This window comes from Mesorhizobium sp. WSM4983 (assembly GCF_029625765.1).
Classification (GTDB): Bacteria; Pseudomonadota; Alphaproteobacteria; order Rhizobiales; family Rhizobiaceae; genus Mesorhizobium.
Window position 1 is genome coordinate 24,245 of the sequence record NZ_JARTVM010000014.1, and the last position, 25,093, is coordinate 49,337.

A 25,093-nucleotide genomic window follows, 5' to 3' on the forward strand; every position below is an offset into this window, starting at 1 on the left:
CGGTACCAACGCCGCTTGCTCTCGGGGCGGCCTCGTTTATCATTCGGTCTCGCACAATGACGTCACAGCCTCGCATTGCCCTGATCCATGCCACGCCCATCTCGATGGAGCCGATCAGACGGGCGTTCGAAGCGGGATGGCCTGGCGCCGAAACCGTCAATATCCTCAAGGACAGCCTGGCAGTGGACCGCGCCAAAACCGCTGACCTGACGAGCGACATGGTCCGGCGCGTCGAGGCCTTGGCCAGCTATGCCCGTTCGATCGGAAGCGATGCCGTGCTGTTCACCTGCTCGGCGTTCGGGCAAGCGATTGAACAGGCCGCGGCGAAGCTGGACGTTCCGGTTCTGAAACCGAACGAGGCCATGTTTGAGACGGCGATCCGCCGTGGCGGTCGCACCGCAATGCTCTACACTTTCCCGCCGTCGAGGGAAGGAATGGAGCAGGAGTTCCGGGACGAAGCCGCCCGTATGGGCCAAGCTGCCACCATCACGAGCTATTTCGTGCCGGGCGCGATCGAGGCGGTGCGTGCAGGAGACGTGGAAACCCACAACCGGCTGATCGCGGCTGAAGCCGCCAAGCTGAAGGATTTCGATGCGATCGTCTTGGCACAGTTCTCCATGGCGCGCGCGCGGGATGCGGTCAAAGCGGCGACGAACATCCCCGTATCGACCAGTCCGGATGCGGCCGTCGCGAAGCTGCGCGTCCTTCTTGGCGCGGACCAACCCGCCTGACCAAAAGAAGGTCCCACGGAGCGCTCGACAGCTGCTCCGGTGGCTATTTCCAGATTTCCCGGGCAAGGCGCATGAAGTTGCCGCCTATGACGTCGCGGACCGCTCCTTCCGGCTGACCGCGACGAAGCAGAACCTCGGTCAGCTCTTTCATTTGGGCTGGTGCCGAATAGGTCGTTTCTCCCGCATATTCGCTCTTCGGCCAGAAATGCGGATTGCTGGCGATGATGTCGTCGATGCCTTCGATCTCGACCGGGAAAGCATGATCGAGGCCGATGCCAACATGGCGTGGGCCAGCGAGATCGATCAGATATTCGACATGGTCGGCCAGCCGTTCGGAATCGGTGCGCGCCTCGCCAAGGAAACGACTGAGCCCGACGACGCCGACGATGCCGCCGGTGCGGGCGCAGGCCTTGATCTGCTCGTCCGTGATGTTGCGACCGTGGGCGCAGAGCGCTTTCGGATTGGAGTGCGAGAAGATGACTGGCCGGTCCGTGTACTCCATCACGTCCATGGTGGTGCGATAGCCGGTGTGGCTCACATCCACGAACATGCCGAGGCGGTTCATCTCGTCGATCACCTGCCGACCGAACGCGGTCAGACCCGGGTCTTCGTCATGGCATCCGCCGCCGGCAAGGTTGTTGCGGTTATAGGCGAAAAGCATCTGGCGCACGCCAAGGCCATGGTAGAACTCGACCATCTCAATCCGGCCGTCCAGGGCGTTCATGCCTTCGATGTCAAAGGTGACCGCCAGCTTGCCTTGCGCCTTGGCAGCGAGGATTTCGTCGGCCGACGAGACGAGCACGTAGTGGGCGGGACGCGCCAGGATCCAGTGGCGGAAGCAGCTGAGATTGGTCACCGTCATTTCCCAGGGCAGCAGATCGAACCCGACATCGATGGACAGATAGTCGACACCGGCGTCTCGCCAGATCCGCAGGTTGTTCAAGTCCGCGGCAGGATCCGGCATGAAGCCGGAATGGGCGTCCCAGACGACTTCGCTATCGAGAATGGACCGGGCTCTGGTTTGAAGGTTCATTGCCGTTCGTACCGGAATTTGCACCAGCCCCAATCTCTACCATATTGGCTAGAATGGGGAAGTTGCGTCCGGTACGCAGGGCAGGTGCAAACTGCCTGAAGCTGGATCTGCCGTCACGCGCAACGGAATCCGAATTGGCCTTCGCCAGCATCTTTCTGCCGAATGACTTCCGGCAAAAACGGGTTGCAGATAGGACCGCCGACGATCTTGTCGGCTCACGAATGGCTCAAACAAATCGAAATTCGCCCTCGCGAGCAAGGCGCCCGCAAAACGCGGACGCTCGCAGCCGGCAGCAACCTGTGTCGATCGTCCGTTACTCTTCCGTCTTGCCCTCGAAATCCAGAAGCTTGCCAACAGGCACGTACTTCTGCCCGTCGAACTGATAGAGCTGCAGTGCCTCAATCGGGAAAATATCGGAGCCGGCTTTGGTGTTCAGCTTGATCCCGTCCAGCAACAGTGGATCGTCCCACTTCTGCATGTTGAAGACGGTGTCGAGGAGCTCAGCCCGGGTCGGCTTCTTCATGTGCTCGAGCGCCTTCACAAGAGCATCGCCGGTCGCGTAGCCGACCTGTCCGATCGTGTTGGCGAAGACGAAGTTGACCTTGGCCGCGGCGATATCGTCCAGATACTGGTCGATACCCGCATCACCGGTTTTTTCCGGGCTAACGATCGGTTTCAGGAAATTCGAGGTGATGATGCCCTTGGCGTTCTCGAGCCCCACCGCCTGCAGGATCGGGTAGGCCGAGGAAAGGTTGGTGACGAGCGTCAGCGGCTTCCAGCCGCTCTCGGCCTGGAAGCGGATTGCTTCACCGCCTTGTTGCGGCGCGGCGATGATCACCAGCGTATCGGCGCCGGAAGCCTTGAGCGCTGTCAGTTGCGTTTCGACGGTCGGATCCTGCGAAGTCACCGGTTGCCGATCGACGACCTTGACGCCTGAGCCGTCGATGGCCTGGTCGAAGGCCTTCATGAAGGTTTCGCCGGTCTCGGTGTTGAGATAGAGGAGCGCGACCTTTGCCTCGGGCTTGTTGTCCTTCAGATAAGTGGCGAACGACGCCGCCTCGGTCGAGAAGGCCGGGACGAACCCTATTTCCTCGTGCGGCGCGTTCAGCTTGTGGACGCCTGAATACATGAAGACATTGGGCACTTTGCGTTGTTCGATATAGCGTCCGATGGCGACATTGTTCGGCGTGGCAGCCGTGCCGACAAGGGCGAAGACTTTGTCCTGCTCCACCATCTCGCGCACATTCGCAAGGGTTCGCTGCGGATCGAGCATGTCGTCCTTGATCACGAGCTCGATCTTGCGGGTCTTGCCGTCGGACATCTTGACGCCGCCCTGGGAATTGGCGGCCTCGACCCGGGCGCGGATGCCTTCTGCGACCGCGCCGACGACGGCGACGGGACCGGTGAGCGGACCGGTGATGCCGATCTTGACGGTGCTGTCGGTGATGCCCGGTGCCTCGTCAGCTTTCGCCGGAGCGACACCGACGGCTAGCGCAAGTATTGCCGCCGTCACAAGCATTCTTGGCATGCGTAAACATGGTCTCATAACTTCCTCCCTAATTGGCTGATTGATCCGGCTTTGCCGTTGGCGTTCGACCGCGCCGTCAAGGCAGCGGCAAGTCTCTCCAGCAGACCGGCAACCCCTCCGCGCGCCAGAAGCATGATGCCGATTAGTGCCAGCGCGTAGATGACGTTGCCGAGTGCGAGATTGATGCTGGACGTCCAGGTCGGGACGAAGGTGATGAACAGCCCGCCGATGAAGGCGCCGACAATGCTTGTCGAGCCGCCTACGATGCTCCCGATCACGATGGTGATGGAAAGTGGGGCGAGAAAGGACTGCGGGCTGATGAAGCCATTGAGGATCGCGAAGACGCCGCCGCCAAGTCCGGCGAGCGCAGAGCTGATGGCGAACGCCCACAGCTTGGTCTTGGTCAGGTTGACGCCGAGAGCCTCCGCGATCTGCGGACTGTCCCGTTGCGCCTGGAGCGCGCGGCCGACGTCGCCGAGGAGAACGAGATAGACGATGAATGCCGCGACGCAGGCGCACCCCAGCGACACCAGATAGAGCCAGAGCTCGGAGTAATCGGCCACGAACGCAGGCGGCTCCAGGGAATCGATCGCCAAGCCGGAGACTCCGCCCGTCCAACTGCCGAGCTTCAACAGAAGCTGCGGAAAGGCCGCCGCGACACCAAACGTGATGATCGCAAGTTGCAGCCCCTGCAGACGCAGGGCCGGCAGTCCGACGACGAGACCGGCCAGCGCGGTAAAAACAGCTGCCGCAGGCAGGGTCGCCAACGGGTGGACGCCATAGGTCGCGTTCAAGATGGCGGTGACGTAGGCGCCGATGCCGAACAGCGTCCCCTGGGCGAGGCAGATCTGCCCGGCAAACCCCATAAGCAGGTTGAGGCCAAGAATGGCGACCGCATAGGAGATGGCGATGCTCACCTGCTGCAACTGGAAACCTGACAAAGTGGCCGGCAGCAATGCGGCGACCAGCACAAAACCAGCGGTTGCCGCGACCGTGCGCCGAATGTCGTTGCTCATAGCTTGGTGACCTTCTGTGAGCCGAACAGACCGACCGGCTTGACCAGCAGGACGAAAAGGGTGAGCCCGATCGGGACCGCGATGCGCATGTCCGCACCCAGAAAGCCGATGTAGTTGGCGCCAAGGCTCTCGCTGACGCCCACCAGAAGGCCTCCGGCTATCGCGCCGAGCGGACTGTCCCAGCCGGCAACGGTTGCCGCGGCAAGGCCGTAGAATAGGATCGGGGTCATCATGGTCGGGCTCAAAAACAGCCGTGGCGCGACCAGCACCGCCGCGATCATTCCGATCGCCGCGGCGAAACCCCAGCCGAGCATCAGCATGCGCTCGACGTTGATGCCCACCAGAACGCTGCGAACGCGGTCGAAGGCCGCGGCACGCATGGAGAGCCCAAGCCTTGTGAAGGCGAAGAGGGAGGCGATGGCCGCGGCCAGGACAATGAGGATCAGCAAGGTACCGGCCGACGAAGCCAGCACCTGTACCTCACCGAGGCTGAAGCTGCCTTCGGGAAAAAGGCTGGGGAACGGCTTCTGCTCGGCGCCCCAGAGCCACGTCACCATCGCCTGGAAGAGCACAAACATGCCGAGCGTGACGACCACTGTCGCCTCGACTGGTGCTGCCAGGAGCGGGCGGACGAACACCCGAAACGCCAAGATTCCCAGCACAAAGGAACCGGCCAGGCCGATTGCAATCGAAAGCCACAATGGCAGGCCCCACAGGCATAGCTGCCAGGTGCAGTATGCCGAGAAAGTCGCCATTTCGCCTTGACCGAAATTGACGACGTTGGTGGCGCGAAAGATCAACACCAGTGCAAGGGCAAGAGCCGCATAGATGGCGCCGGTGGCAAGACCGCTGAGGACGATTTGCAGGAAAAGGGTCAAGCCCAGCCTCCCAACTGCAACGCCGAGGCCGTCGACCTGCGCGCCTTCGATCCGAGAGCCTTGGCCAAGGGAACCCTGGCGTTTGAGGACGGGGAAATGGCGGTTACCACCATCAGGAATGGCAGTCCGGCGGTATCGTGAATGTCGATGAAGGAGGCTGCATCGAGGCGGTCGGCCGACGCCCGCCTTGTAAGACGCGAGACCAGCACGAGGGCAATGACCAGCACGGCGTAGACTCCGCCTGGGGCAATGCCGCAAACAATGATCTGGTAAAACGTCGCCACGTTAGTCCCCAAGGTAAGATTTCTGGATATGCTCATCTGCAAGTATCGCGCCGGCTGAGCCGCCGGCCACGATATGCCCGGCCTCGATGACATAGGCGCGGTCGGCGAACTTGAGCGACAGGTCCGCGTTCTGCTCCACGACCAAGAGCGTCAAGCCATCGATGTCGCGGAGTTCCTTGAAGATCGCGAATATTTCGCGCGTGATGACGGGTGCGAGACCCAATGACGGCTCGTCGCATAGCAGCAGTTTTGGCCGCGACATGAGCGCTCGCGCAACCGCGAGCATCTGCTGCTCGCCTCCGCTCAGATTGCCGGCCAGTTGGGAGCGTCGTTCGCGCAATCGCGGAAAGCGATCGTACCACCGCTCCTTGTCCTGTCGGACCTGGCGGGCATCGGAGACGATTGTGGCGCCCAGCGTCAGATTCTCGTCGACCGTGAATTCCGTGAAAGTGCCTCTGCCCTGGGGAATCTGCGCTAAGCCGCGTTGCAGACGCCGTTCCGGCGCCATCTTTTGCAAGTCGCTTCCCATATAGGCGATCTCGCCGGCCGAGCGGATCGTGCCCGAAAGCGCGCGCAGCAAAGTGGTTTTTCCCGCGCCATTGGCGCCGAGCAGGACGACGAATTCGTTCTGCGCGATTGCGAGCGAGCAGTCAAAAAGCGCCCGTACCTTGCCGTAGGAGGCCGAGAGATTGCGGACGTCAAGCAGTCTCACGTGCTCCTCCCGAGATAGGCGCCGATGACGGCTTCATTGGTCCTGATTTCTTCGGGGCGTCCTGACGCCAGATTTCGACCGAGGTGGAACACATGGATCCGGTCGCACAGGCTCATCACCAGACCCATGTGATGCTCGATCAGGAGGATCGAGAGCCTGCGGCTGTGCCGGATCGTATTGACGAGGGTGCCGAATTCGGTGACCTCGCCATGGGTCAGTCCGCCGGCCGGCTCATCCAGCAACAGGAGCTTGGGCTCGGCCGCCAGGGCGCGTGCGATCTCCATCCGCTTTTGCAAGGGATAGGGCAGGGAGTCGGCGCGCACGCTCGATAATGCGGCCATTCCCAATTCATCCAGAATTGATTCAGCCTTGCGGCGGACCGTCTTCTCCTCGGCCCACGCACCGAAGGGATTGAGAAGGGCACGCGCGACTTTTCCACCCATCTTGTGGTGTGCGCCGAGCATGACGTTCTCCAGGACGCTCAGCGAGCCGTATACGCCGACATTTTGGAATGTCCGAGCGATCCCGAGACCGATGATGTCGCGCACCGCCGAATTGGAGATTATCCGACCCGACAGCTCTACGGTGCCGCGTTGAAGGCGTGCAAGGCAGGTGATGGCATTCAGGAAGGTGGTCTTGCCCGCGCCATTCGGGCCGATCAAGCCGCAAATCTCGCCACCGCCGACGTCGAGCGAGACATTGTCGAGCGCCTGCACGCCTCCGAAGCTGACCGATACGCCATCCGCCGCGAGCACAGGCAAATAGGCGTTGATATGTTCCTGCACAGCCACGCACTCCTCCCAGGCGTGTCAGCGGAACCGGCGCTTCCGCGTCTGTCCCACTTTAGATACCATATAGTATTTGAAGTCTGAGTCGTATGTCAACCGACTTCGCCGGTGCACCTGCACTAAGGCGAGGCGGGTTCCGGCCAGCTGCCCAGTCGGATTGACAAGGTTAGTGAGATACGCTTTGGTATTTGAAATCCGACCGGTATCCAGAAGGGGCCGGTCATGGAGAACTCAGACCGGGGAGGACGGTGTGACTTCATCCTGCCGCAAGGTGCCGCGAGCGTGTGCCCGCTATCCTATAGCCAACAACGGGTAATGCGACGTGATTGGCGTTGCCCGATCGCCGCAGGAGGCCGTTATGCTGGCGGTCGCCATTTGCGGCCTTTTGTCGTTCGCCTTGAGCGGCCTGATGCGATGGGGGCGCGTCGATCGCCGTTGGTACGATCTCTTGATCCCGCTCGGCTTCTTCCTGTCCTACTGGTTGACCTACAATCGCCTTCCGTCCTTCCCTCCGGTCGGCGCCGTCAACAAGGTGTTCTACCTGGCGGCGGTTGGATCGATCCTGGGCGTGGCGACGGAATGGACAGGCAGCCGCAGGCTCGGACAGTTGCTGTTGGCGGCAATGCCGGTCGCCTCAGCAGCTTACATCGGCGATACGATTGCCCTGGCGCAGCCTCTCGACCTGGTTGTCGCCGCTCTGGCCGGAGCGGCAGCGCTATATGCACTTCATCGGGAAGCTGACTATCCCGATGAGGGATCAGGCCTGCGCCCTGCGATCATGCTCGCGGTTGCCAGCGCAGGCTTTGCTCCCATTGCCTTCATGGGGGCTTCATCATCCAGCCTGCAACTGTCTCTTGGCGTCGCCTTTGGCATCGCCGGCATCGTGGTTGGGCACCTGTCCCGGCCGAATTACCGCTTCGGATGGGCATCCTTGCTCGGCGGAGCGGCGGGCATGATGGCTGTGGCGCAGACCGTCGCGCTGATCACCCGCAAGATCGACCTTCTCGCCCTTGCGGTGCTCCTGCTGCTTTTCCTGGTCCCTTCGGCCTGCCGCGTGATCCTCGATCGTCTCGATCAGAAAACCCCTGCACTCGCCACGTTCGTCTTCGCAGGGTTCTGCCTGGTGCCGGCCGTCGCGGCCGTCGCAGTCATGCTGGCACGGGAGGGGTTCAGCCTTCCGCTGTGAATTCGCTTTCGTGCATCAACAAAGGAGGATGGAATGAACTACAGACCGAAACTAGCTTTGCTAGCTGCACTCGCAACGGCGCCAATCGGGCCGGCAACCGCACAGCCGATCACGTTCGACATCGATCCGGTTCATTCCGGCATCGTGTTCTTCATCAATCATCTCGGCTTCTCCAACGTCATCGGCGTTGCAAAGGAGTTCTCCGGGGAATTCACCTTCGACAAGGACGCGCCTGAGGCCAGCAAGCTGCAGGCCAAGGTCAAGGTGTCCAGCATCTCCACCAACAATGCCCAGCGCGACAGCGACATCCAGGGCGCCGACTGGTTCAATGCCACCGAGTTTCCGGAGATCACCTTCGTCGGCACCAAATTCACCAAGTCGAGCGACAAGCAGGGCACCATCACGGGCGATCTCACCATCGCCGGTGTGACCAAGCCGGTGACGCTCGACGTGACCTTCAACGGCCAGGGCAAGAACCCGTGGGACGGCAGTCTTGAGGCCGGCTTCAGCGCGACTGCCAAGTTGAAGCGCAGCGACTTCGGCATGACGGCCAATCTTCCCCTGATCGGGGACGAGGTCACGCTGCGCATCGAAACGGAGGGGCGCGGCCGCAGCTGACGGCGGCTTCGCGTTGTCCTGAGCGCGCCGGACGTCCTCGCGGATGTCCGGCGGTGCTGACTGATAGGCTGCGCGTGGCAATCGTGCAGCAACATTCGCCCATGTAGCGGCAACGAGAGACCATGGCGCGCCGACGATCGGCGCGCCATGGTCTGGCTCGGCTCTCGGGAGGTGGCTGCGCGCTTAAGCGATCGACGAGCGATCGTCGGCTTCGAGGTCTTGCCACGAGCCACGCTCGTAGAGCCACCTGGCCGTATTCTTGATGCCGCCAAACGGAAAGACATGCAGCTGCGCGATTGCCGACTCCGGCTTTGCCCGCAGATGGTGCTCGATCGGGCCGACGAAGCTCTCCGGCGAGTGACTGGTGGCAAGGGCGGCAAGCGAGGCGCTGCGCTTTTTCAAGAAATTCAGCGAATTGCCGACGCCGCACAAGGCGGCGTATTTTAGCAAGGTCGTGATCTTGGCAGGACCGGCCACGCCAAGATGGATCGGCAGGTCCACCCCGGAAACCGCCAGGCCGTCCGCCCAGGCGATGAACTTGTCCGCGTCGAAGCCAAATTGGGTGACGACACGCATCTTTGCCCGGGTCCGCTCGGCCCAGGCGCTCTTCATCCGGAGCGCTGCAATCGCCGCCTCGTCGCCAAAGTCGCGACTGCCTTCCGGATGGCCGGCTACACCGACCTCGGTGATGCCGTACTTGTCAACGAAACCAGTCTCGAGCACCTCGAACGAGGAGGAAAATGAACCGGCTGGGGTAGCCACGTCGCCGCCGATGATGAGCAAGTCGCGGACACCCGATTCCTCAGCCAAAGCCTTCACCCGCGTTTCCAGCGCTTGGCGCGTGGTCAGTCGGCGAGCGGCCATATGGGGAACCGCGGTGTAGCCAAGGTCCGCGACACGACGCGCTGCCTTGACCAGGGTCGGCGTGTCCGCCAGGCCGATATCGGTGATGTAGACCCGGACCCCCGACGGGAAAAGGCCCGGCAGGTCAGGGGAGTCGATCACCTGGCTTGGCGCCATCTCGATCGAGGCGTCGATAGAGGAGGGGCGGATAGCAGCTTTTTCCATGCGCGTGGCTCCGTTGTTAGGCGAAGACGACGGTCTTGCGTCCATTGAGCAAGATCCGATCCTGAAGGTGGAAGGCGACCGCGCGGGCCAGCACGCGGCGTTCGATGTCCCGACCCTTGCGAACGAGGTCCTCGGGCGTGTCGGCATGGGTCACATGTTCGACGTCCTGGGCGATGATCGGACCCTCGTCCAAGTCTTCGGTGACGTAGTGCGCCGTTGCTCCGATCATCTTCACGCCGCGCTCATGCGCCTGGTGATAGGGCTTGGCGCCCTTGAACCCCGGCAGGAAAGAATGGTGGATGTTGATGCAGCGGCCGGAGAGATAGGCTGAGAAGTCGTCGGAAAGGATCTGCATATAGCGGGCCAGCACGATAAGCTCGGCGCCGCTATCTTCGATCACGCGCTTGATCTTCGCCTCCTGGGTGGCCTTGGTCTCATGGCTGATCGGGAAGTGGTGGAAGGGAATGGCGTCGTCGGAGGCGAGGTTGAGACCTTCTCGCGGATGGTTGGAGATGATGGCGACAACCTGCATGGGCAACTCGCCCAGTCGTTGGCGGTAAAGCAGGTCTACCAGGCAGTGGTCGAATTTCGAGACAAGCAGCAGAACCTTGCGGGGCAGGTTCTGGGGCCGCAATGTCCATTGCAGGCCGAAGCGGTTGACCTCCTCGGAAAAACGCCCGGCGAGATCATCGAGGGGCGAAGGCAAATCGAACGCTACCCTCATGAAGAACCGATCCGTCTCGGAGTCGTCGAATTGCTGGGCCGCGGTGATGTTGGCGCCATGTGCTGCCAAACGGCTCGCCACGCCGGCGACGATGCCCGGCCGGTTCTTGCATTGGAGCGTAAGCAGATAGGACTTTTCCATACCCGGTCTCCGGGTTGACGGCCGAGCTGAAGGGCAAGGCGGTTTCTCGCGTCGCAAGGCGACACCGGCAGGAGGTCCCGCCAGTCTGTTGTCGTCGGGTGCGGTTGCCGTGAGGGGAGGGCGGCCGTGATGCCGCCCTCGGTTCAGGCGTGCGGCTTAGGCGTTCTTGCGATAGCTGGTGCGTGCGTGCGCGTCGATCGGCGCCGGGTGGACGGTGGCGCGGATCTTGAACTGCACGTGGTCTTCAACCTGCACCTTGGAGGATGGCTTGGGCTCGCCCCAGACCACCACCAGTTCGGTGCCAGGCTCTGCCACTGCCGCATCCACGACCGCGATCGACATCATCGAACGGTAGTTGGCCGAGTATCCGGTATGAAGCGAACGCCCGGCCAAGCTTCCGTTTGGCGCCTCGACCCGGTCGTAGTGATAGGTCGCGTAGTGGGCGATCGGAAGGTTGATGAACTTCGCTCCGACACCTGGCTGGTACATCGAGGCCCACGCCTTGGCGACGTCGTCGCCGTTCCACTGCAGCGTCACCTTGCGGTTGGCCGTGGTCCGGCCGTCGGCGACCTGGGCCTCGAGGGCCTTGCGGCCGATGAAGTCGTGGTCGAATTTGACGATCTTTCCGTAGCCCACGTCGTAGGGCGAGAAGTAATAGTCCTCGATGTTCTCGGAAAAGAAGCTTCCGCCTAGAGACACATTGGCATCGATCTCGTCCGCGCCAAGCCACTTGCGGAAGCCCGCCGTGCTCTTGCCCGAGTAGAACGCCGGCAACGGGCGCGGAAGCCATCCGGACTCGAGCGAGTTGGTCAGGTAAGCCCGGCCGCCGACCTGAATCATGTTGTGCTTTTTGCCCGCCTCGAGCAGAGCGGCCCGAACGACCTCATGATCGGCCCAGGGCCCGACGAACTCGAAGCCTGGTTCGCCCGCCATGCCGTGGCGAAGCGCGCGGACCATCTTGCCGGCGATCGTGAAGCGGGTGCCGTGGAAGAACTTCACATCCGGCGGCTCGCCGCCGATGAGTTCCCGGATCACGTTGAACGCGCCAGGTCCCTGGATCTCGTAGCGGTAGCACAGCGGATTTCCCTTGCGGGCATAGGACGGATTGTCCCGCACGAGCTCGACGTCGTAACCGCCGGTCTCGGCATGATACTGAAGCCAGTTGATCGTCGGCGGAATGCCCACCGCCTGGAATTCGTCTTCCTCATAGCGGAACAGGATGTTGTCGCCGATGAGCTGGCCCTCGTCGTTGACCGCTACATACTGCTTCGCGGCGTTGACGGGAAAGTATTCAACGCTGTTGATCGCCGTGTCGCGGATGAGCTTCAGCGCATCCTTGCCGCGGATGTTCAGGTCGGCGAGATGGTGCGACTGGTCATAGAGCACGGCGTTGCTGCGCCAAGCGAGCTGTTCGTCGCGCCAGTTGGTGAATTCCGGCGTCACCGGCGTGCTGACGATCGGCGGGCTCTGCGATTCCCAGAGCATGGTTTGGGCGCTTCCAGCGTCAGCGATCTTCTGTTCGAGATTAGCAGCCATTTTCAATCCTCCTGTGCAGCTCCTTTCCGGCTAAGCCCTTGCAGGACATCTAACAACCCAATAGGTTCGATACAGGTGATCGAAATTTTGCATAGAGAGTAGGCGCCATGCTGTCGGAGGAACTTGCCCAGATCGACCTGAGTGCTTTGCAGGCATTGGTCATGGTCAACGACTGCCGGTCCTTTTCAGAGGCGTCGGAGCGCCTCGGCGTCAACCAGTCGACGATCAGCTATTCGATCAAGCGGCTTCGAAAGGCCTTCAACGACCCGATGTTCGTTCGCCAGGGCAACTCGATCCTGTCGACCGACAAATGCCGTCAGCTCGCCCAGGAAGCGCGCGATGTCCTCGAGCGCATGCAGGCGTTGTCCTCTCTGCAAGGTTTTGATCCCGCTACGTCCACGGGCAGCGTGACGATCTCCTGTAACCATCACGAGCGTATGTTCCTGATGCCGGCCTTCGTGCGCCAGGTCCAGCAGCAGGCGCCCCAGATCGCAGTCAACATTTTTGAATCCGCGGTGCACGGCAGGCAGCAGCTCAAGGAAAACATCTGCGATATCGTGCTTGGCCCGGTGGCGATTTTCGGCGATATCTACTACCGGCGCAAACTCTTCACCGACCGCTACGCTTGCATCATGGATTCCAGCCATCCGCTTGCGGCCGGCGAACTGACGATGGATCGCTACCGGCAGACGCGGCATATCGCCGTGACCCACAATGGCCAGTGGGAGGCGTTGTACTTCGCGGCGCTTCGGGCAATCGACGTCAGGATTACGCCGAGCGTGATCGTGCCGAGCCACGACAATCTTGAAGCATTGATCCGGGGCACGGAGCTGGTCGCGACCATTCCCTATCGCCTGGCCCGCCGGCTTTCGGACAAGTTGACGTTAAAACCTTTCCCTCTCGAGGTGCTGATCCAGATCGACATGTATTGGACCGAGCGTTCTCACTATTCGGGCCTGCATGCGTGGACGCGCCAGATCCTCGCCGACGTGGCGGCAACGATCTGAGCGGTCCGAAGCCCAGCCGAGGCTGGTGTGGTCTCTGGGATGGTAACCGCCGCGTCAGACAGTGGCGCCGAGCATGATCACGGAGATCGTCGCCGGCTGGTCGCCTGGATTGCGCCATGCGTGACGAGTGCCCTGCTGGACTACGGTGTCGCCGGCATTTAGCTCGACAGTCCTGCCGTCATCGAGTTCCAGGATCAGTCTGCCCTTGACCACCGTGACGTAGTCGACGGTCGGGGTCTGGTGCATGCCAGGGCTGTCCGGCTCCATCCGCTCGGCAATGCCAGGTGACGCCTCGATGAGTTCGGGACCAGCTACCGCGGGGTTCCATTCCGATGACATGTAGACGCTGTCGGGAGGGAAAGTAATGATCCAGAACGATGATCCGCCTGCCGGCATGACCATGGTGCCGGTCGTCTCCATGGGGTCCTTGTTGTCGATGCTCCGCAGCTCTGGCGCCTCCTCGATTTTCCACTGTGGCGACGATACGAAACCTGGCGTGTGGCGCAGGACCATTTCCCCAGGGGAGGGACCGTCACTGACGACCACTGACTTACCGGCGTTGTCCCTGCCAGTGACGACGCGCCGAACCTGCATATCAAACCTCCCAGGTAGATGTTCAAAGTCACAGTGCCGAGATGAGGCAAGCGAGCGCCCAAAAAAGCGGGAATTCCGGTCCCATCTGCTGCCAGCGCCATTTGGCGCCGTTGATCTTCACCACTGCGTAGGCTGCTCCGAGCAGCACGACGATCGCGCAACCGGTTGCTGCTTTCGAATAGACGTTGAAAATCATGCCGAGCGCGGCAAGCACCTCGAGGACGATTGTCAGGACAAGGAATGCCTTGCCAGGCTTCAGACCGGCCTTCTCAAATGTAACCGGCGCCTTTTCGAAGTTCCTGACCTTCCCGATCAGATGCGGCAGGAACCAGACTCCACATAGGATCCTCAGGCAGTCCTGAGGCTGCAACTCGAACGGCATTGTACGTCTCCTCCCCAGCAGCGTGACGGCTGCAGTCGTTGTGAGCGGGCCCGGTTTTGGCCGCCAGCCACCCTGCGAAATCGAGCGTAGGCCCGAGGGCAGCAGCGATGGTTGGTACCGGCACCGCAAATCGGGTCTTGCGTCTCCCAATCCAGATACTGTACGGTATCCACAGTCCAATCGGAATGTCAACTCGATCCGGTTTGGCGGTATTTGAGGAGGAACATCGTGACAGTGATGATGCGCGCCGCACGGTTGCATGCGGTAAACGAACCAATGCGGATCGAGGAGATCGCCAAGCCTCGAGCGTGCGGAACAGATGTCGTGGTCGAGGTCAAAGCCTGCGGTATGGTCCCGAACCTCGCCAACGTGCTGAACAACTGGGAGAACTGGTATCCTCACCAGCCGCTGCCTCCCAAGCCCGCGACGTTTGGCCTTGACCCCGCCGGCATCGTGCACGAAGTGGGCGAGCAGGTCGTTGCCTTGAAGCCCGGAGACCGTGTCTACGTCAATCCGTTGCGTTCGTGCGGTGCCTGCCACGCCTGCGCCAGCGGCAACCAGATGAAGTGCGACTACTTCACCTTCGCCGGATATTTCGGGTTCAATCGCAACAGCCTGGAAATCTACAAGCGCTATCCCGGCGGCGGCTTCGCTCAATTCATGCGCGCGCCCCAGAGCGCCATCGTCAAGATACCCGACAATATGACGTTTCCGCAGGCTGCCCGCATGGGCTATCTCGGCACGTCCTATTCGGCGCTCAAGAAGCTGGGCAACCTTGCGGGCAAGTCGCTGATCATCAACGGCGCGACCGGGACGCTGGGTGTCGGCGCCACCATGTTCGCGCTCGCCATGGGGATATCCACCATCTACGCGGTCGCGCGCGGCAAGCCATTGCTGGAAAAGCTGAAGCGCCTCGCGCCGAACCGGATCGAGATTTTTTCCAGCCTGGACGGCAAGGTCGCGGACTGGGTGCGCTCCAAGCACCACTCCGGCGCGGATCTCATGCTCGACAGCCTTGGCGCGGTGGCCGACGTCAACGCCATGAGGGACGCGATGATGGGCGTCAAACGCGGCGGCACCATCGTCAACATCGGCGGTACGGGCGCCGACATGCTGTTCAACACCAAATGGTGGATGGACAATTCGATGGTGCTCACCGGTTCGGCCTGGCTCAGCACCGCGGAGGGCATCGAGATAGCGGAGCTGGTCCGGTCTGGCGCGGTCGACCTGTCCGTGCTGGAAGCCCGCACCTATCCGCTGGACCAGATCAATGAGGCGATCAACGGCGTAGCCTCGGGCGACGGTGGCTTCACCAACTATGTGCTGGAGCCCTGAGCTGCGGTTGGAGAATGCCATGATAATCGACTGCCACGGTCACTACACCACCGAGCCCCCGGCGCATCATGCCTATCGCAAGGCCCAGGTGGCGTTTGCCGAGGGCCAGCGCGACGCAGGTCCGGTCTATCCCGCCATAAGCGACGAGACGCTTCGCGCGACCGTCGAAGAAAACCAGCTTCGTCTTCAGCAGGAGCGCGGCTCGGACGTGACAATTTTGTCGCCCCGGGCCTCGGGCATGGGTCATCATGTCGGCAGCGCTGCGCTGAATGCCGAATGGTCCCGTGTCTCCAATGATCTCATTGCGCGCATCGTGGACCTGTTCCCGCTGAACTTTGCCGGTGTCTGCCAGCTGCCGCAGTCGATGAGCGGTGACCTCGCTCCTGTGCTGGCTGAACTCGAGCGCTGTGTGGACGAGCTCGGCTTCGTCGGCTGCAATCTCAACCCCGATCCGTCCGGCGGCTTCTGGTCCGCGCCGCCAATCTATGACCGCTACTGGTATCCGCTCTTCGAGAGGATGGTCGAGCTCCAGGTGCCGGCCATGATCCATGTCTCGGGCGCGTGCTCGGACTGCCTGCACACCACCGGTGCGCACTACATCAATGCCGACACCACGGTGTTCATGCAGTTGATCCAGGGCGACCTGTTTCGCGCTTTCCCAGACCTCAAGCTAATCATTCCCCACGGCGGCGGCGCGGTTCCCTATCACTGGGGCCGCTATCGCGGGCTGGCAATCATGATGGAAAAGCCGGATCTCGCCACGCACCTGATGCGCAACGTCTATTTCGACACCTGCGTCTACCACCAGGCGGGGATCGACACGCTGTTTCGCGTGATCGGTCCGGACCACATCCTCTTCGGCTCGGAACTGCTGGGCGCGGTCAAGGCGGTTGACCCGCTGACCGGCTTCAACTTCGACGACACGCGCCGTTACATCGATGCTTTGGGCCTCGACGAAGCCGACCGCGCGGCGGTGTTCGAGGGCAATGCGCGCAAAGTCTACCCGCGGCTGGACGAGAGGCTCAAGCAACAGGGTCGCTAGCGAGGTCCGGCCGGCACGAATCTCTGGAGATATCAATGGCAAAAGTCGTGACAAACACCGAACGTACGCCGATCGAAGTGTGCGACGCACTGGGCGCGCTGGGGGTGGCAACCGTTCACGAGGCCCAGGGACGCAAGGGGCTGCTGGCCTCGCGGCTGCGTCCCATCTATGACGGCGCCAGGATCGGCGGCAATGCGCTTACCTGCGAGGTGGCGCCGGGCGACAACTGGACCATTCATGTTGCATTGGAGCAGGCGCGGCCGGGCGATGTGCTCGTCGTGACTCCGATCTCTCCATGCGAAGACGGATTTTTCGGCGACCTTCTGGCTGAATCGGCGATGGCGCTCGGCATCCGAGGCCTCGTGATCGATGCCGGCGTGCGCGATGTGGCTGCTTTGCGAGCGATGAAGTTCCCGGTCTGGTCGAAGGCGATCTTCGCTCAGGGAACGGTAAAGGAGACGCCGTGCGATTGCCAGGTTCCGATCATCTGCGCCGGTGCCCGCATCTGCCCTGGCGACGTGATCGTCGCCGATGATGATGGCGTCTGCGTGGTGCCCCGTGCCAATGCCGAGTTGGTTGCGAGAACGGCACGAGAGCGGGAGGCGGCCGAGGAAGACAAACGTCGCCTCTACGCTGCAGGCAAGCTCAGCCTGGACGTCAACTCAATGCGCGAACGGCTGCGCTTGAAGGGACTTGTCTACGAATAGGCACCCGACGTCCACGAAGGAGAATCGGTCGGCCTTCCAACGTGGCGTGGCATGGTTCGCGTCAGGACGCTGCAGTCCGCTTGCGCACGGCCTTTCCGTTCTTGTGCCTAAAAAGATGAGCCTCGTGCATCGACGTCAGCGCGACCCGCACCATTTCGCCGGGCGCCCTGTCGTCCATAAAACTCGACATGCCGCCATAGACGAGTTCGAGGACGATACCGCCGACATAGAGTGGCCGGGGTTCCGCATCCCCATACGGAAACAGCTTCTCCGACAACAGCCTGCCCAGCCCTTCCCACTGGTCCCTGAACAGGCGCAGGTGCCGATCCTCCAGCGTGTTGTCGCGGCGCGCGATGCGCAGCAGGTCGATGGCCAGCGTTCCCCAGCGCTTGTCCTTGGCGCGTTGGTTGGCCCATTCGCAAATGGATTCGATGACATCCTTCGGCTCGTCAACGCTGCGAAGCCTTTCGGTCAGTTCGACCACATCTCCGCCGGCGTTGCGCTCCAGCAGTTGCAGGAAGATGTCTTCCTTGTTCGTGAAATTGGAGTAGAAGGCCCCCTTCGAGAAGCCGGCCTCCTCTGCGATCCGCTCGATCGATGCGCCGGAATAGCCGTCTCGGGCCACCATCTCGCTGGCCGAAGCCAAAAGCTTTTCGCGCGTCAAGGCTTGGCTTTGTTCACGGGTCAGTCGCGCCATCTTTGATCATCCAATGAACGTATCGGGATACCTAGCGTATCTGAGCAAGCAACTTAGGGTCGTCGACCTCCAAGGGCAAGCGAAGGTGAGGGGTCAGTTGCGGGATTGCTTTGGTGCACGGCAGGATGGGTTCAGCCGACAGTGGTGCAAGCGGCGTCGAGGTAAGAAGCATCGAAGGCGTGCAGCGCTTGGCTCCGAAGGACCTCATCGAGCAAATGCGCGCGGATCATCAGGTCGATCGTCGTGCGCAACGCGTTTGCCGGCACGGCCAGCTTGTCCGGCCACATGCCCATGTCACGCATGTATCCTAGAGCACGATTGGCCAGGGTGGAGCTTTCCGGCGTGGTGATGCGTTGGAAGATCGGCAATGTTACGTCCTGCCGCGCCGGTTCATTGGTGATCGCATGGGCCTCAATCAGGGCGTTGATGAAGCGTATGACCACATCTCGATTGGCTTGCAGCCACGATGATCGGCCGATGACCGCGGTGAAGAGGATCTCGGGTATGAACTCATTGACCTCGCCGATCAGCTTGTAGCCTTGGTCCTCGGCCAGGAAGTTCCACGGCGCGGGCTGGGGAGCACAGTCGACTTGCCCGGCCTGCAGCGCCTCCCACCGTTTGGTATGAATACCCGCAAGCACGAATTCGTAGTCGGCGGGGTAGTGCAGTCCTTGGGAAGCCAGCACAATCTGCGTGTAGATCGCAGTACCCTCGGTGAGCGAGGACGTGCCGATCCTCTTTCCTCGAAGGTCCGCCAGGGTGGCGATTTCTGGCCGCGCCACGAGAGACATCGGCAGCCGCACTGCATTGGCCGCAACAATGCGCAGTTCTCCACCGTTCACGAAGTCCGCGACTGCTCCTTCTGGCGGCGTAATCGCAAGGTCGGCCTCACCCTCAAGGACAGCTCCCGTTGCCTTGTCGACGCTGCCGAAGCGCTTGTATTCGATGGCAATGCCGTGCTTGCCGAATAATCCCAACGCGTCTGCAAGGAAGACCGGAAGCCAATTGAACCCCTGCGCTCCGCCCGCGAGGCGAAGCTGGGCAGGCGTGGAAGGATCAGCTGTCGTGTTTTCGGCCATTGGCTCCTCCCGCCGTATTCAGCACTGGGCGTTTAAATACTATAGGTATTGGAATTCCAATCGGTATGTCAATCGGCCACGCTTTTTTCCTCGCAGCCCGGCTGACTGAGCTACCGTGAACAATTGCTCCGCGTGCTCTCGATCGCGAAAAGCGGCCAACAGGGGCTACGGCCCTTGGCACCATACCGCACATGCTATCGTGAATTCGAAGCGGTCCTAAACGGCGCCGCTTCTCTTAAGTCCAGTTCCGGACGCCAGATTCTTGCTGCCGGTCCACGCATCCAAGGCCCTAGCCGAGTGCCCTAGACGAAGACCTGATCGATTTAGCTAAATCATTGAATAAAAGATAAAAATGGTTGGCTGGGGCGCCAGGATTCGAACCTGGGAATGTCGGTACCAAAAACCGATGCCTTACCACTTGGCGACGCCCCAGCAGCCGGGCGGTGCCCGCTGCGCGCGGCCTTATAGGACGAGCCGGTCGAAAGCTCAATGCTTGGACCGCTGACATCCAAAGTAATCTTGCCGCATGTCTGCGCCGGCGGATTGCCGCCGCGTTCGGGCGTAATCTGGAGGGGAGATCGATCCGGCGACCGGAATTGCGGGCTATTCGCCCCACACGGCCAACTCGTTGCCGGCCGGGTCGGTGAAGTGGAACCGCCTGCCGCCCGGGAAGGAAAAGATCGGCCTGATGATGCTGCCTCCGGCATTCTCAACGGCCTCCAGCGTCTCCTCCAGGTTTTCGGAATAGAGCACGGGCAGCGGTCTGGCGGGCGCTTCGCCCGCATCGGCCTGGAAGCCGCCGTCGAGCCCCTCGGCAAAAGCGGAGTAAGTTGGCCCGTAATCGGTGAAAGACCAGGAAAACGCCGCGCTGTAGAAGGATTTGACGCTGTCCAGCGTGCCGCCGGTGGCCGGAAGTTCCAGATAGTCGAGTTTTCCCTCGAGTTTCATCGCGCTACTCCACTTTGTTCTTGTTGTGTTCTATCTCGCGCAACTCACACCGGCAAGTCTTTTTGACGCAGCTTTTGCTTAATCGATTGTAGTCGCGGCGCTTGCTTTGCCGGCGCTTGCCTTTCGCAATGCAGCATCTTATCGCTCGGATCGGAAGGGCGGGGACCGGGGCCTTGGCCCGGGTGTTGTCTATCTTCCAAGGGACCTGGAGGGCATGCATGACCAAGTGGGTTTACACCTTCGGCGACGGTGCCGCTGAAGGCCGAGCCGGTGATCGCAACCTGCTCGGCGGCAAGGGCGCCAACCTTGCCGAGATGTGCAGCCTCGGCCTGCCGGTGCCGCCGGGCTTCACCATCACCACTGAAGTCTGCAATGCCTATTACGCCAACGGCCGCACCTATCCGACATCGCTTGAAGCGGATGTCCTGGCGGCGCTCAACCATATCGGCAGGCTCACCGGCCGCAATTTCGGCGATCCGTCGAAGCTGCTTCTGGTCTCGGTGCGCTCCGGCGCCCGCGCTTCGATGCCAGGCATGATGGATACCGTGCTCAATCTCGGCCTCAACGACGAGACGGTGGAGGCGCTTGCCGCCGATTCCGGCGATGCCCGCTTTGCCTATGACAGTTACCGCCGCTTCATCCAGATGTATTCCGACGTCGTCATGGGCCTCGATCACGAGGTTTTCGAGGAAATTCTCGAGGACCAGAAGGCGAGCCTCGGCCATGAGCTCGACACCGAACTGACGGCCATCGAATGGCAGGGTGTGATCGCGCTCTACAAGGCCAAGGTCGAGGAGGAGCTCGGCAAGCCGTTCCCGCAGGACCCGCGCGAGCAGCTTTGGGGCGCCATCGGCGCCGTGTTTTCGAGCTGGATGAACAACCGCGCCATCACCTACCGTCGCCTGCACGACATCCCGGAAAGCTGGGGCACGGCGGTCAACGTCCAGGCCATGGTGTTCGGCAATATGGGCGACACCTCCGCCACCGGCGTTGCCTTCACCCGCAATCCCTCGACCGGCGAAAAGCAGCTCTATGGCGAATTCCTGGTCAATGCGCAGGGCGAGGACGTGGTGGCCGGCATCCGCACGCCGCAGAACATCACCGAGGCCGCGCGCATCGCTGCGGTCTCCGACAAGCCCTCGCTGCAGAAACTGATGCCGGAAGCTTTCCAGGCCTTCGTCGATATTTCCGACCGGCTGGAGAAGCATTACCGCGACATGCAGGACCTCGAATTCACCATCGAGCGCGGCAAATTGTGGATGCTGCAGACCCGCTCCGGCAAGCGCACCGCCAAGGCGGCGCTCAGGATTGCCGTCGAGATGGCCAAAGACGGGCTGATCACGAAAGAGGAGGCGGTCGCCCGCATCGATCCGGCCTCGCTCGACCAGCTCCTGCATCCGACCATCGATCCCAAGGCGGCGCGCGACGTCATCGGCGTCGGCCTGCCGGCCTCGCCGGGTGCGGCCACCGGCGAGATCGTCTTCTCCTCCGGTGAGGCCGAGGATGCCAAGGCGCAAGGCCGCAAGGTCATTCTCGTGCGCGTCGAGACCAGCCCGGAGGACATCCACGGCATGCATGCCGCCGAAGGCATCCTCACCACGCGCGGCGGCATGACCAGTCATGCCGCCGTGGTGGCGCGCGGCATGGGCAAGCCCTGTGTGTCGGGTGCCGGCTCGCTGCGAGTCGACTACAAGGCCGGCACGCTGATCTCGATGGGCCAGACCTTCCGCAAGGGTGACATCATCACCATCGACGGCGGCAACGGCCAGGTGCTGAAGGGCGCCGTCGCCATGCTGCAGCCGGAGCTGTCCGGTGACTTCGCCGCCATCATGGAATGGGCCGATGCCGCGCGCCGCATGAAGGTGCGCACCAATGCCGAGACGCCGCTCGACGCGCGCATGGCGCGCTCCTTCGGCGCCGAAGGCATTGGCCTTTGCCGCACCGAGCACATGTTCTTCGAAGGTGACCGCATTATCGCCATGCGCGAGATGATCCTGGCCGACACCGAGAAGGACAGGCGCTCGGCGCTCGACAAGCTTCTGCCGATGCAGCGTTCGGATTTCCTCGAGCTGTTCGAGATCATGGCGGGCTTGCCGGTGACGATCCGCCTGCTGGACCCGCCGTTGCACGAATTCCTGCCCAAGACCGACGCCGAGCTCGCCGAGGTCGCGACCGCCATGAATGTGCCGGCGGACAAGCTCAGGCAGCGTACCGAGGCGCTGCATGAGTTCAATCCGATGCTCGGGCATCGCGGCTGCCGTCTGGCGGTCTCCTATCCCGAGATCGCCGAGATGCAGGCACGCGCCATTTTCGAGGCGGCGGTTCAGGCCGGCCACAGGGCCGGCGCGCTGGTGGTGCCCGAAATCATGGTGCCGCTGGTCGGCCTCGTGAAGGAGCTGCAATACGTCAAGGCGCGCATCGATGCCGTCGCGCAAAGCGTCATGCAGGAGACCGGCACCAAGATCGACTACCTTACCGGCACCATGATCGAGCTGCCGCGCGCAGCCATCCGCGCCCATGTCATTGCCGAAGCGGCCGAGTTCTTCTCCTTCGGCACCAACGATCTGACCCAGACGACTTTCGGCATCTCGCGCGACGATGCGGCCTCCTTCCTTGAAACCTACCGGCAGAAAGGTATCATCGAACAGGATCCGTTCGTTTCGCTGGACATCGACGGTGTCGGCGAACTGGTGCGGATTGCGGCGGAAAAGGGCAAGGGAACACGACCCGACATCAAGCTCGGCATTTGCGGCGAGCATGGCGGCGACCCGGCCTCGATCCGCTTCTGCGAAGAGGTCGGCCTCGACTATGTGTCATGCTCGCCTTACCGTGTACCGATTGCCCGGCTGGCTGCGGCCCAGGCGGCCGTGGAGGCCGCGAAGGGAAGAGCCAAGCGCGCCTGAACGGCGCGCTCCATCTTACGATTTCGTATGGAAACTCACGCGAACGTGCGCGCGCTGGTTCTCAATCTCGACATCGTTCCTGGGCAGTTTCTGGTTCCGAATTACTCGGGGCGTGAAACAGATGTTGCAGATTTCCCCCACCTTTTTCCGATCGATCCTGATCATGCAGACCAAGTTCATAGGCGACATCGTGCTTGCCTCTGCCTTGGCGAAGAACCTTCAGCTCGAATATCCAGGTGTGAAGGTCGTGTTCCTGTGCGATGCCAGGTTTGCTGGATTTCTAACAGCGCATGGCATCGCAGCGGAGGTCGTTTCGTTCAGCCGTGCCGGCATGCGCGGCACGCCGCTCCAGCGCGGGCGCGAGCTTGTCCGGGTCGTGCGAACTTTGAGGCGGCACCGCTTCGACATGGTCATCGACATCACCGATTCCAAGACTTCGCGGCTGGTGTCCGGATTGGTCCGTGCCCCGATTCGTGTCGGCCACTATCCGACGGAGCGACCTCTGCGCTGGCTTGAGCGCCAGCCTGCCAATGTCAGGATGAAGCCGTACGGATTCGGCGAAAAACATTATCTCTTCCGCTATTTGTCGCCGCTCGAGGTGCTCGGCGTCGACCTGCGCGTCAGGGCACCGGCTATCCGCCCGCTGCCCTTCGAAACGACGCAAGCGCTCGCCTTGCTGAGCAAACATCATTTGCGGCCAAATGCCTTCGTGGCGGTGCATGCGGGGGCGAGCTTCATCGGGCGTCGCTGGCAGCCGGAGCGCTTTGCGGCCGCGATCGAACGGATATCGTCCGAAACTGGCCTGGACGCTGTGCTGATCGGCGGCCCTGATGAGCACGAGGCGGCGGACAAGATCGTGGCGGCAGCGAAAACGCCGGTCGTCAATCTGGTCGGCACGCTCTCGCTCGAAACGTTGCTGGCGCTGCTCAAGGAGGCCAGGTTATTCCTCGGCAATGAGAGTGGCCCGATGCATATGGCGGCCGCAGCCGGCACTCCGGTCGTTGGTCTGTTCGGCCGGACCAATCCGGTTCGATGGGGCCCGGTCGGGGTCCCCAGCATCTCGTTGCGCCCCTCCATGCCCTGCGATTGCGTCGGCGGCGACCTGTGCCGTCGGACCGATTCGAGCAAGGCATGCTGTGTCTGGCGCCTTGAAGTGGATTCCGTGGTCGAGGCGGTGCGCGAACTTTTGGCGCGTACCGACGTGGCGCTTGAGCAGGCGGTCTAGCTCAAGTCTGCTAACGGCGTGTTGAGCTTTTACAGCTACTCTCCATGCAAATTGTCGCGCGGTGGCTTTTCGGATGCGAACCGTTCCGATTTTCGCCTAGATGCGCGTCTTGTTGACGCCATCTTGCGGTTGAGCGGCTTGACGGGCCGGGCATGGGAATGACGGGTTTGCTTCAAAAATCTCTTTGCGCGATCGCGCTATCGCTTGTCGTGGTCTCGGCTGGCAATGCCGGGACGCTGGTCGAACCGACGTTGCATCTGACGCCGCAAGCGGCGGTGGCCGTGTCGCGCTCACGCTGGACGCCTGCGGCGGGAAGACCGATACGCGCATTCTTTCGGCCCTGGTAGAAAACAAAATTCCCGCGACTATCTTCGTCACCGGCATCTGGCTGAAGCGCAACGCCGCCGCTGTCGGGATCATGCGCGCGCATCCTGATCTGTTCGAACTGGAAAACCACGGTGGCCGCCACATCCCGGCGGTCGACACGCCCCGCAAGATCTACGGCATCAGCAGTGCCGGCAGTCCTGATGCCGTTCAGGCCGAGGTCGAGTCGGGTGCCGCGGCGCTTGCGAGCGCCGGCGGCCCGCCGCCGAAATGGTTTCGCGGCGCCACCGCCGAATACAGCCCGTCGGCGATCGCCATGATCCGCAAGCTGGGCTTCAAGGTCGCGGGCTTTTCCGTCAATGGCGACGGCGGCTCACTGCTCGGCGCCAAGGAAACCGCCCGGCGCATCGCCGCTGCCAAGGATGGCGACGTCATCATCGCTCACATCAACCAACCGACCCATGCCGCGGGCGAGGGTGTCGTCCAGGGCCTGCTCGCCCTGAAGCAGAAGGGCCTGACCTTCGTTCGGCTGGACGACGCCGACGACGTCGGCAACGACGGCACCACGGATTGATCCGTGGCGGAGGTTGATGACGACGGCTGGGAG

Annotated in this window: 24 protein-coding genes, 1 tRNA gene and 1 pseudogene; 10 read left to right on the top strand and 16 right to left on the bottom strand. The window is 62.1% G+C overall.

The genetic code is table 11. The features are described 5' to 3' along the window. Positions 1 to 104 precede the first annotated feature (104 nt). Entirely contained in the window at positions 105 to 731 is a 627-nt protein-coding gene (locus P9254_RS26765; RefSeq protein WP_336619675.1) for an arylsulfatase, read from the top strand. A 43-nt stretch (positions 732 to 774) separates the two neighbouring features. Here the strand turns inward: P9254_RS26765 and P9254_RS26770 are convergent, their stop codons facing one another. The 7 genes from P9254_RS26770 to P9254_RS26800 all read right to left on the bottom strand — a co-directional run bounded on the left by P9254_RS26770 (position 775) and on the right by P9254_RS26800 (position 6,973). Continuing rightward, a complete protein-coding gene (locus P9254_RS26770; RefSeq protein WP_127239392.1) occupies positions 775 to 1,764 on the bottom strand; it encodes a dipeptidase in 990 nt (329 codons plus the stop codon). 313 nt (positions 1,765 to 2,077) lie between these two features. Then, entirely contained in the window at positions 2,078 to 3,292 is a 1,215-nt protein-coding gene (locus P9254_RS26775; protein WP_245322294.1) for an ABC transporter substrate-binding protein, read from the bottom strand. 14 nt (positions 3,293 to 3,306) lie between these two features. Next, positions 3,307 to 4,308 (bottom strand): branched-chain amino acid ABC transporter permease, encoded by a 1,002-nt coding sequence (locus P9254_RS26780; protein ID WP_278057435.1) that lies wholly within the window; start codon positions 4,306 to 4,308, stop codon positions 3,307 to 3,309. Continuing rightward, the gene (locus tag P9254_RS26785) at positions 4,305 to 5,186 is read right to left on the bottom strand and encodes a branched-chain amino acid ABC transporter permease (protein WP_278057437.1); all 882 of its coding nucleotides are present in this window, start codon (positions 5,184 to 5,186) and stop codon (positions 4,305 to 4,307) included. Before P9254_RS26785 ends, P9254_RS26780 begins: the two co-directional genes overlap by 4 nt. Next, positions 5,183 to 5,470: a hypothetical protein gene (locus tag P9254_RS26790; protein ID WP_067327883.1), complete on the bottom strand. Its 288-nt coding sequence runs from the start codon at positions 5,468 to 5,470 to the stop codon at positions 5,183 to 5,185. The genes P9254_RS26785 and P9254_RS26790 overlap by 4 nt, the downstream gene beginning before the upstream one ends. 1 nt (position 5,471) lies before the next feature. Then, entirely contained in the window at positions 5,472 to 6,182 is a 711-nt protein-coding gene (locus P9254_RS26795) for an ABC transporter ATP-binding protein (RefSeq protein ID WP_066997920.1), read from the bottom strand. Continuing rightward, a complete protein-coding gene (locus tag P9254_RS26800) occupies positions 6,179 to 6,973 on the bottom strand; it encodes an ABC transporter ATP-binding protein (RefSeq protein ID WP_067327884.1) in 795 nt (264 codons plus the stop codon). Before P9254_RS26800 ends, P9254_RS26795 begins: the two co-directional genes overlap by 4 nt. Before the next feature lie 355 nt (positions 6,974 to 7,328). On the opposite strand from P9254_RS26800, the gene P9254_RS26805 reads away from it, so the two are divergent. Together P9254_RS26805 and P9254_RS26810 are read left to right on the top strand one after the other, a co-directional pair. After that, positions 7,329 to 8,156: a hypothetical protein gene (locus P9254_RS26805; protein WP_278057441.1), complete on the top strand. Its 828-nt coding sequence runs from the start codon at positions 7,329 to 7,331 to the stop codon at positions 8,154 to 8,156. Positions 8,157 to 8,189: 33 nt separating this feature from the next. Next, positions 8,190 to 8,774, top strand: coding sequence for a YceI family protein (locus P9254_RS26810; RefSeq protein WP_278057442.1), 585 nt, complete (start codon positions 8,190 to 8,192; stop codon positions 8,772 to 8,774). 183 nt (positions 8,775 to 8,957) lie between these two features. Here the strand turns inward: P9254_RS26810 and P9254_RS26815 are convergent, their stop codons facing one another. From P9254_RS26815 to P9254_RS26825, 3 genes are all read right to left on the bottom strand, one after another. Further along, positions 8,958 to 9,842 carry a methylenetetrahydrofolate reductase gene (locus P9254_RS26815; protein WP_278057445.1) on the bottom strand — a complete coding sequence of 295 codons (885 nt, stop codon included), beginning with the start codon at positions 9,840 to 9,842 and terminating at the stop codon, positions 8,958 to 8,960. Positions 9,843 to 9,858: 16 nt separating this feature from the next. Beyond that, positions 9,859 to 10,707 (bottom strand): formyltetrahydrofolate deformylase, encoded by an 849-nt coding sequence (gene purU / locus P9254_RS26820; RefSeq protein ID WP_278057447.1) that lies wholly within the window; start codon positions 10,705 to 10,707, stop codon positions 9,859 to 9,861. 156 nt (positions 10,708 to 10,863) lie between these two features. Next, positions 10,864 to 12,243: an aminomethyltransferase family protein gene (locus P9254_RS26825; protein ID WP_127239384.1), complete on the bottom strand. Its 1,380-nt coding sequence runs from the start codon at positions 12,241 to 12,243 to the stop codon at positions 10,864 to 10,866. 107 nt (positions 12,244 to 12,350) lie between these two features. Here P9254_RS26825 and P9254_RS26830 point away from each other — a divergent pair, with 107 nt between their 5' ends. Continuing rightward, complete coding sequence (locus P9254_RS26830; RefSeq protein WP_278056108.1) at positions 12,351 to 13,250, top strand: LysR family transcriptional regulator; 900 nt, start codon at positions 12,351 to 12,353, stop codon at positions 13,248 to 13,250. 54 nt (positions 13,251 to 13,304) lie between these two features. On the opposite strand, the gene P9254_RS26835 is transcribed toward P9254_RS26830, so the two are convergent. Together P9254_RS26835 and P9254_RS26840 are read right to left on the bottom strand one after the other, a co-directional pair. After that, the gene (locus P9254_RS26835; protein WP_278056109.1) at positions 13,305 to 13,844 is read right to left on the bottom strand and encodes a cupin domain-containing protein; all 540 of its coding nucleotides are present in this window, start codon (positions 13,842 to 13,844) and stop codon (positions 13,305 to 13,307) included. Between the two features lie 28 nt (positions 13,845 to 13,872). Beyond that, positions 13,873 to 14,226 (bottom strand): DoxX family protein, encoded by a 354-nt coding sequence (locus P9254_RS26840; protein WP_278056111.1) that lies wholly within the window; start codon positions 14,224 to 14,226, stop codon positions 13,873 to 13,875. Between the two features lie 237 nt (positions 14,227 to 14,463). Here P9254_RS26840 and P9254_RS26845 point away from each other — a divergent pair, with 237 nt between their 5' ends. The 3 genes from P9254_RS26845 to P9254_RS26855 are packed head-to-tail and all read left to right on the top strand — an operon-like array spanning position 14,464 to position 17,310. Beyond that, positions 14,464 to 15,561: an alcohol dehydrogenase catalytic domain-containing protein gene (locus P9254_RS26845; protein ID WP_164746630.1), complete on the top strand. Its 1,098-nt coding sequence runs from the start codon at positions 14,464 to 14,466 to the stop codon at positions 15,559 to 15,561. A 19-nt stretch (positions 15,562 to 15,580) separates the two neighbouring features. Continuing rightward, entirely contained in the window at positions 15,581 to 16,603 is a 1,023-nt protein-coding gene (locus tag P9254_RS26850) for an amidohydrolase family protein (RefSeq protein WP_278056112.1), read from the top strand. 35 nt (positions 16,604 to 16,638) lie between these two features. Next, positions 16,639 to 17,310 carry a 4-carboxy-4-hydroxy-2-oxoadipate aldolase/oxaloacetate decarboxylase gene (locus tag P9254_RS26855; protein ID WP_067327894.1) on the top strand — a complete coding sequence of 224 codons (672 nt, stop codon included), beginning with the start codon at positions 16,639 to 16,641 and terminating at the stop codon, positions 17,308 to 17,310. Between the two features lie 61 nt (positions 17,311 to 17,371). Here P9254_RS26855 and P9254_RS26860 read toward each other — a convergent pair whose 3' ends face one another. From P9254_RS26860 to P9254_RS26875, 4 genes are all read right to left on the bottom strand, one after another. Then, positions 17,372 to 18,007 carry a TetR/AcrR family transcriptional regulator gene (locus P9254_RS26860; protein ID WP_066997878.1) on the bottom strand — a complete coding sequence of 212 codons (636 nt, stop codon included), beginning with the start codon at positions 18,005 to 18,007 and terminating at the stop codon, positions 17,372 to 17,374. A gap of 131 nt (positions 18,008 to 18,138) precedes the next feature. Further along, positions 18,139 to 19,086: an ABC transporter substrate-binding protein gene (locus tag P9254_RS26865; protein WP_278056114.1), complete on the bottom strand. Its 948-nt coding sequence runs from the start codon at positions 19,084 to 19,086 to the stop codon at positions 18,139 to 18,141. A 357-nt stretch (positions 19,087 to 19,443) separates the two neighbouring features. Next, positions 19,444 to 19,518 (bottom strand) — tRNA-Gln (locus P9254_RS26870). Positions 19,519 to 19,689: 171 nt separating this feature from the next. After that, positions 19,690 to 20,034, bottom strand: coding sequence for a VOC family protein (locus tag P9254_RS26875; RefSeq protein ID WP_127216923.1), 345 nt, complete (start codon positions 20,032 to 20,034; stop codon positions 19,690 to 19,692). Between the two features lie 218 nt (positions 20,035 to 20,252). Here P9254_RS26875 and ppdK point away from each other — a divergent pair, with 218 nt between their 5' ends. The 3 genes and pseudogenes from ppdK to P9254_RS26890 all read left to right on the top strand — a co-directional run bounded on the left by ppdK (position 20,253) and on the right by P9254_RS26890 (position 25,060). Further along, positions 20,253 to 22,937 carry a pyruvate, phosphate dikinase gene (gene ppdK, locus P9254_RS26880; protein WP_278056115.1) on the top strand — a complete coding sequence of 895 codons (2,685 nt, stop codon included), beginning with the start codon at positions 20,253 to 20,255 and terminating at the stop codon, positions 22,935 to 22,937. Continuing rightward, a complete protein-coding gene (locus P9254_RS26885; protein WP_278056116.1) occupies positions 22,873 to 24,162 on the top strand; it encodes a glycosyltransferase family 9 protein in 1,290 nt (429 codons plus the stop codon). Before ppdK ends, P9254_RS26885 begins: the two co-directional genes overlap by 65 nt. Positions 24,163 to 24,314: 152 nt before the next feature. After that, positions 24,315 to 25,060, top strand: a pseudogene (locus tag P9254_RS26890) (polysaccharide deacetylase family protein). The last annotated feature ends 33 nt before the right edge of the window (positions 25,061 to 25,093 follow it).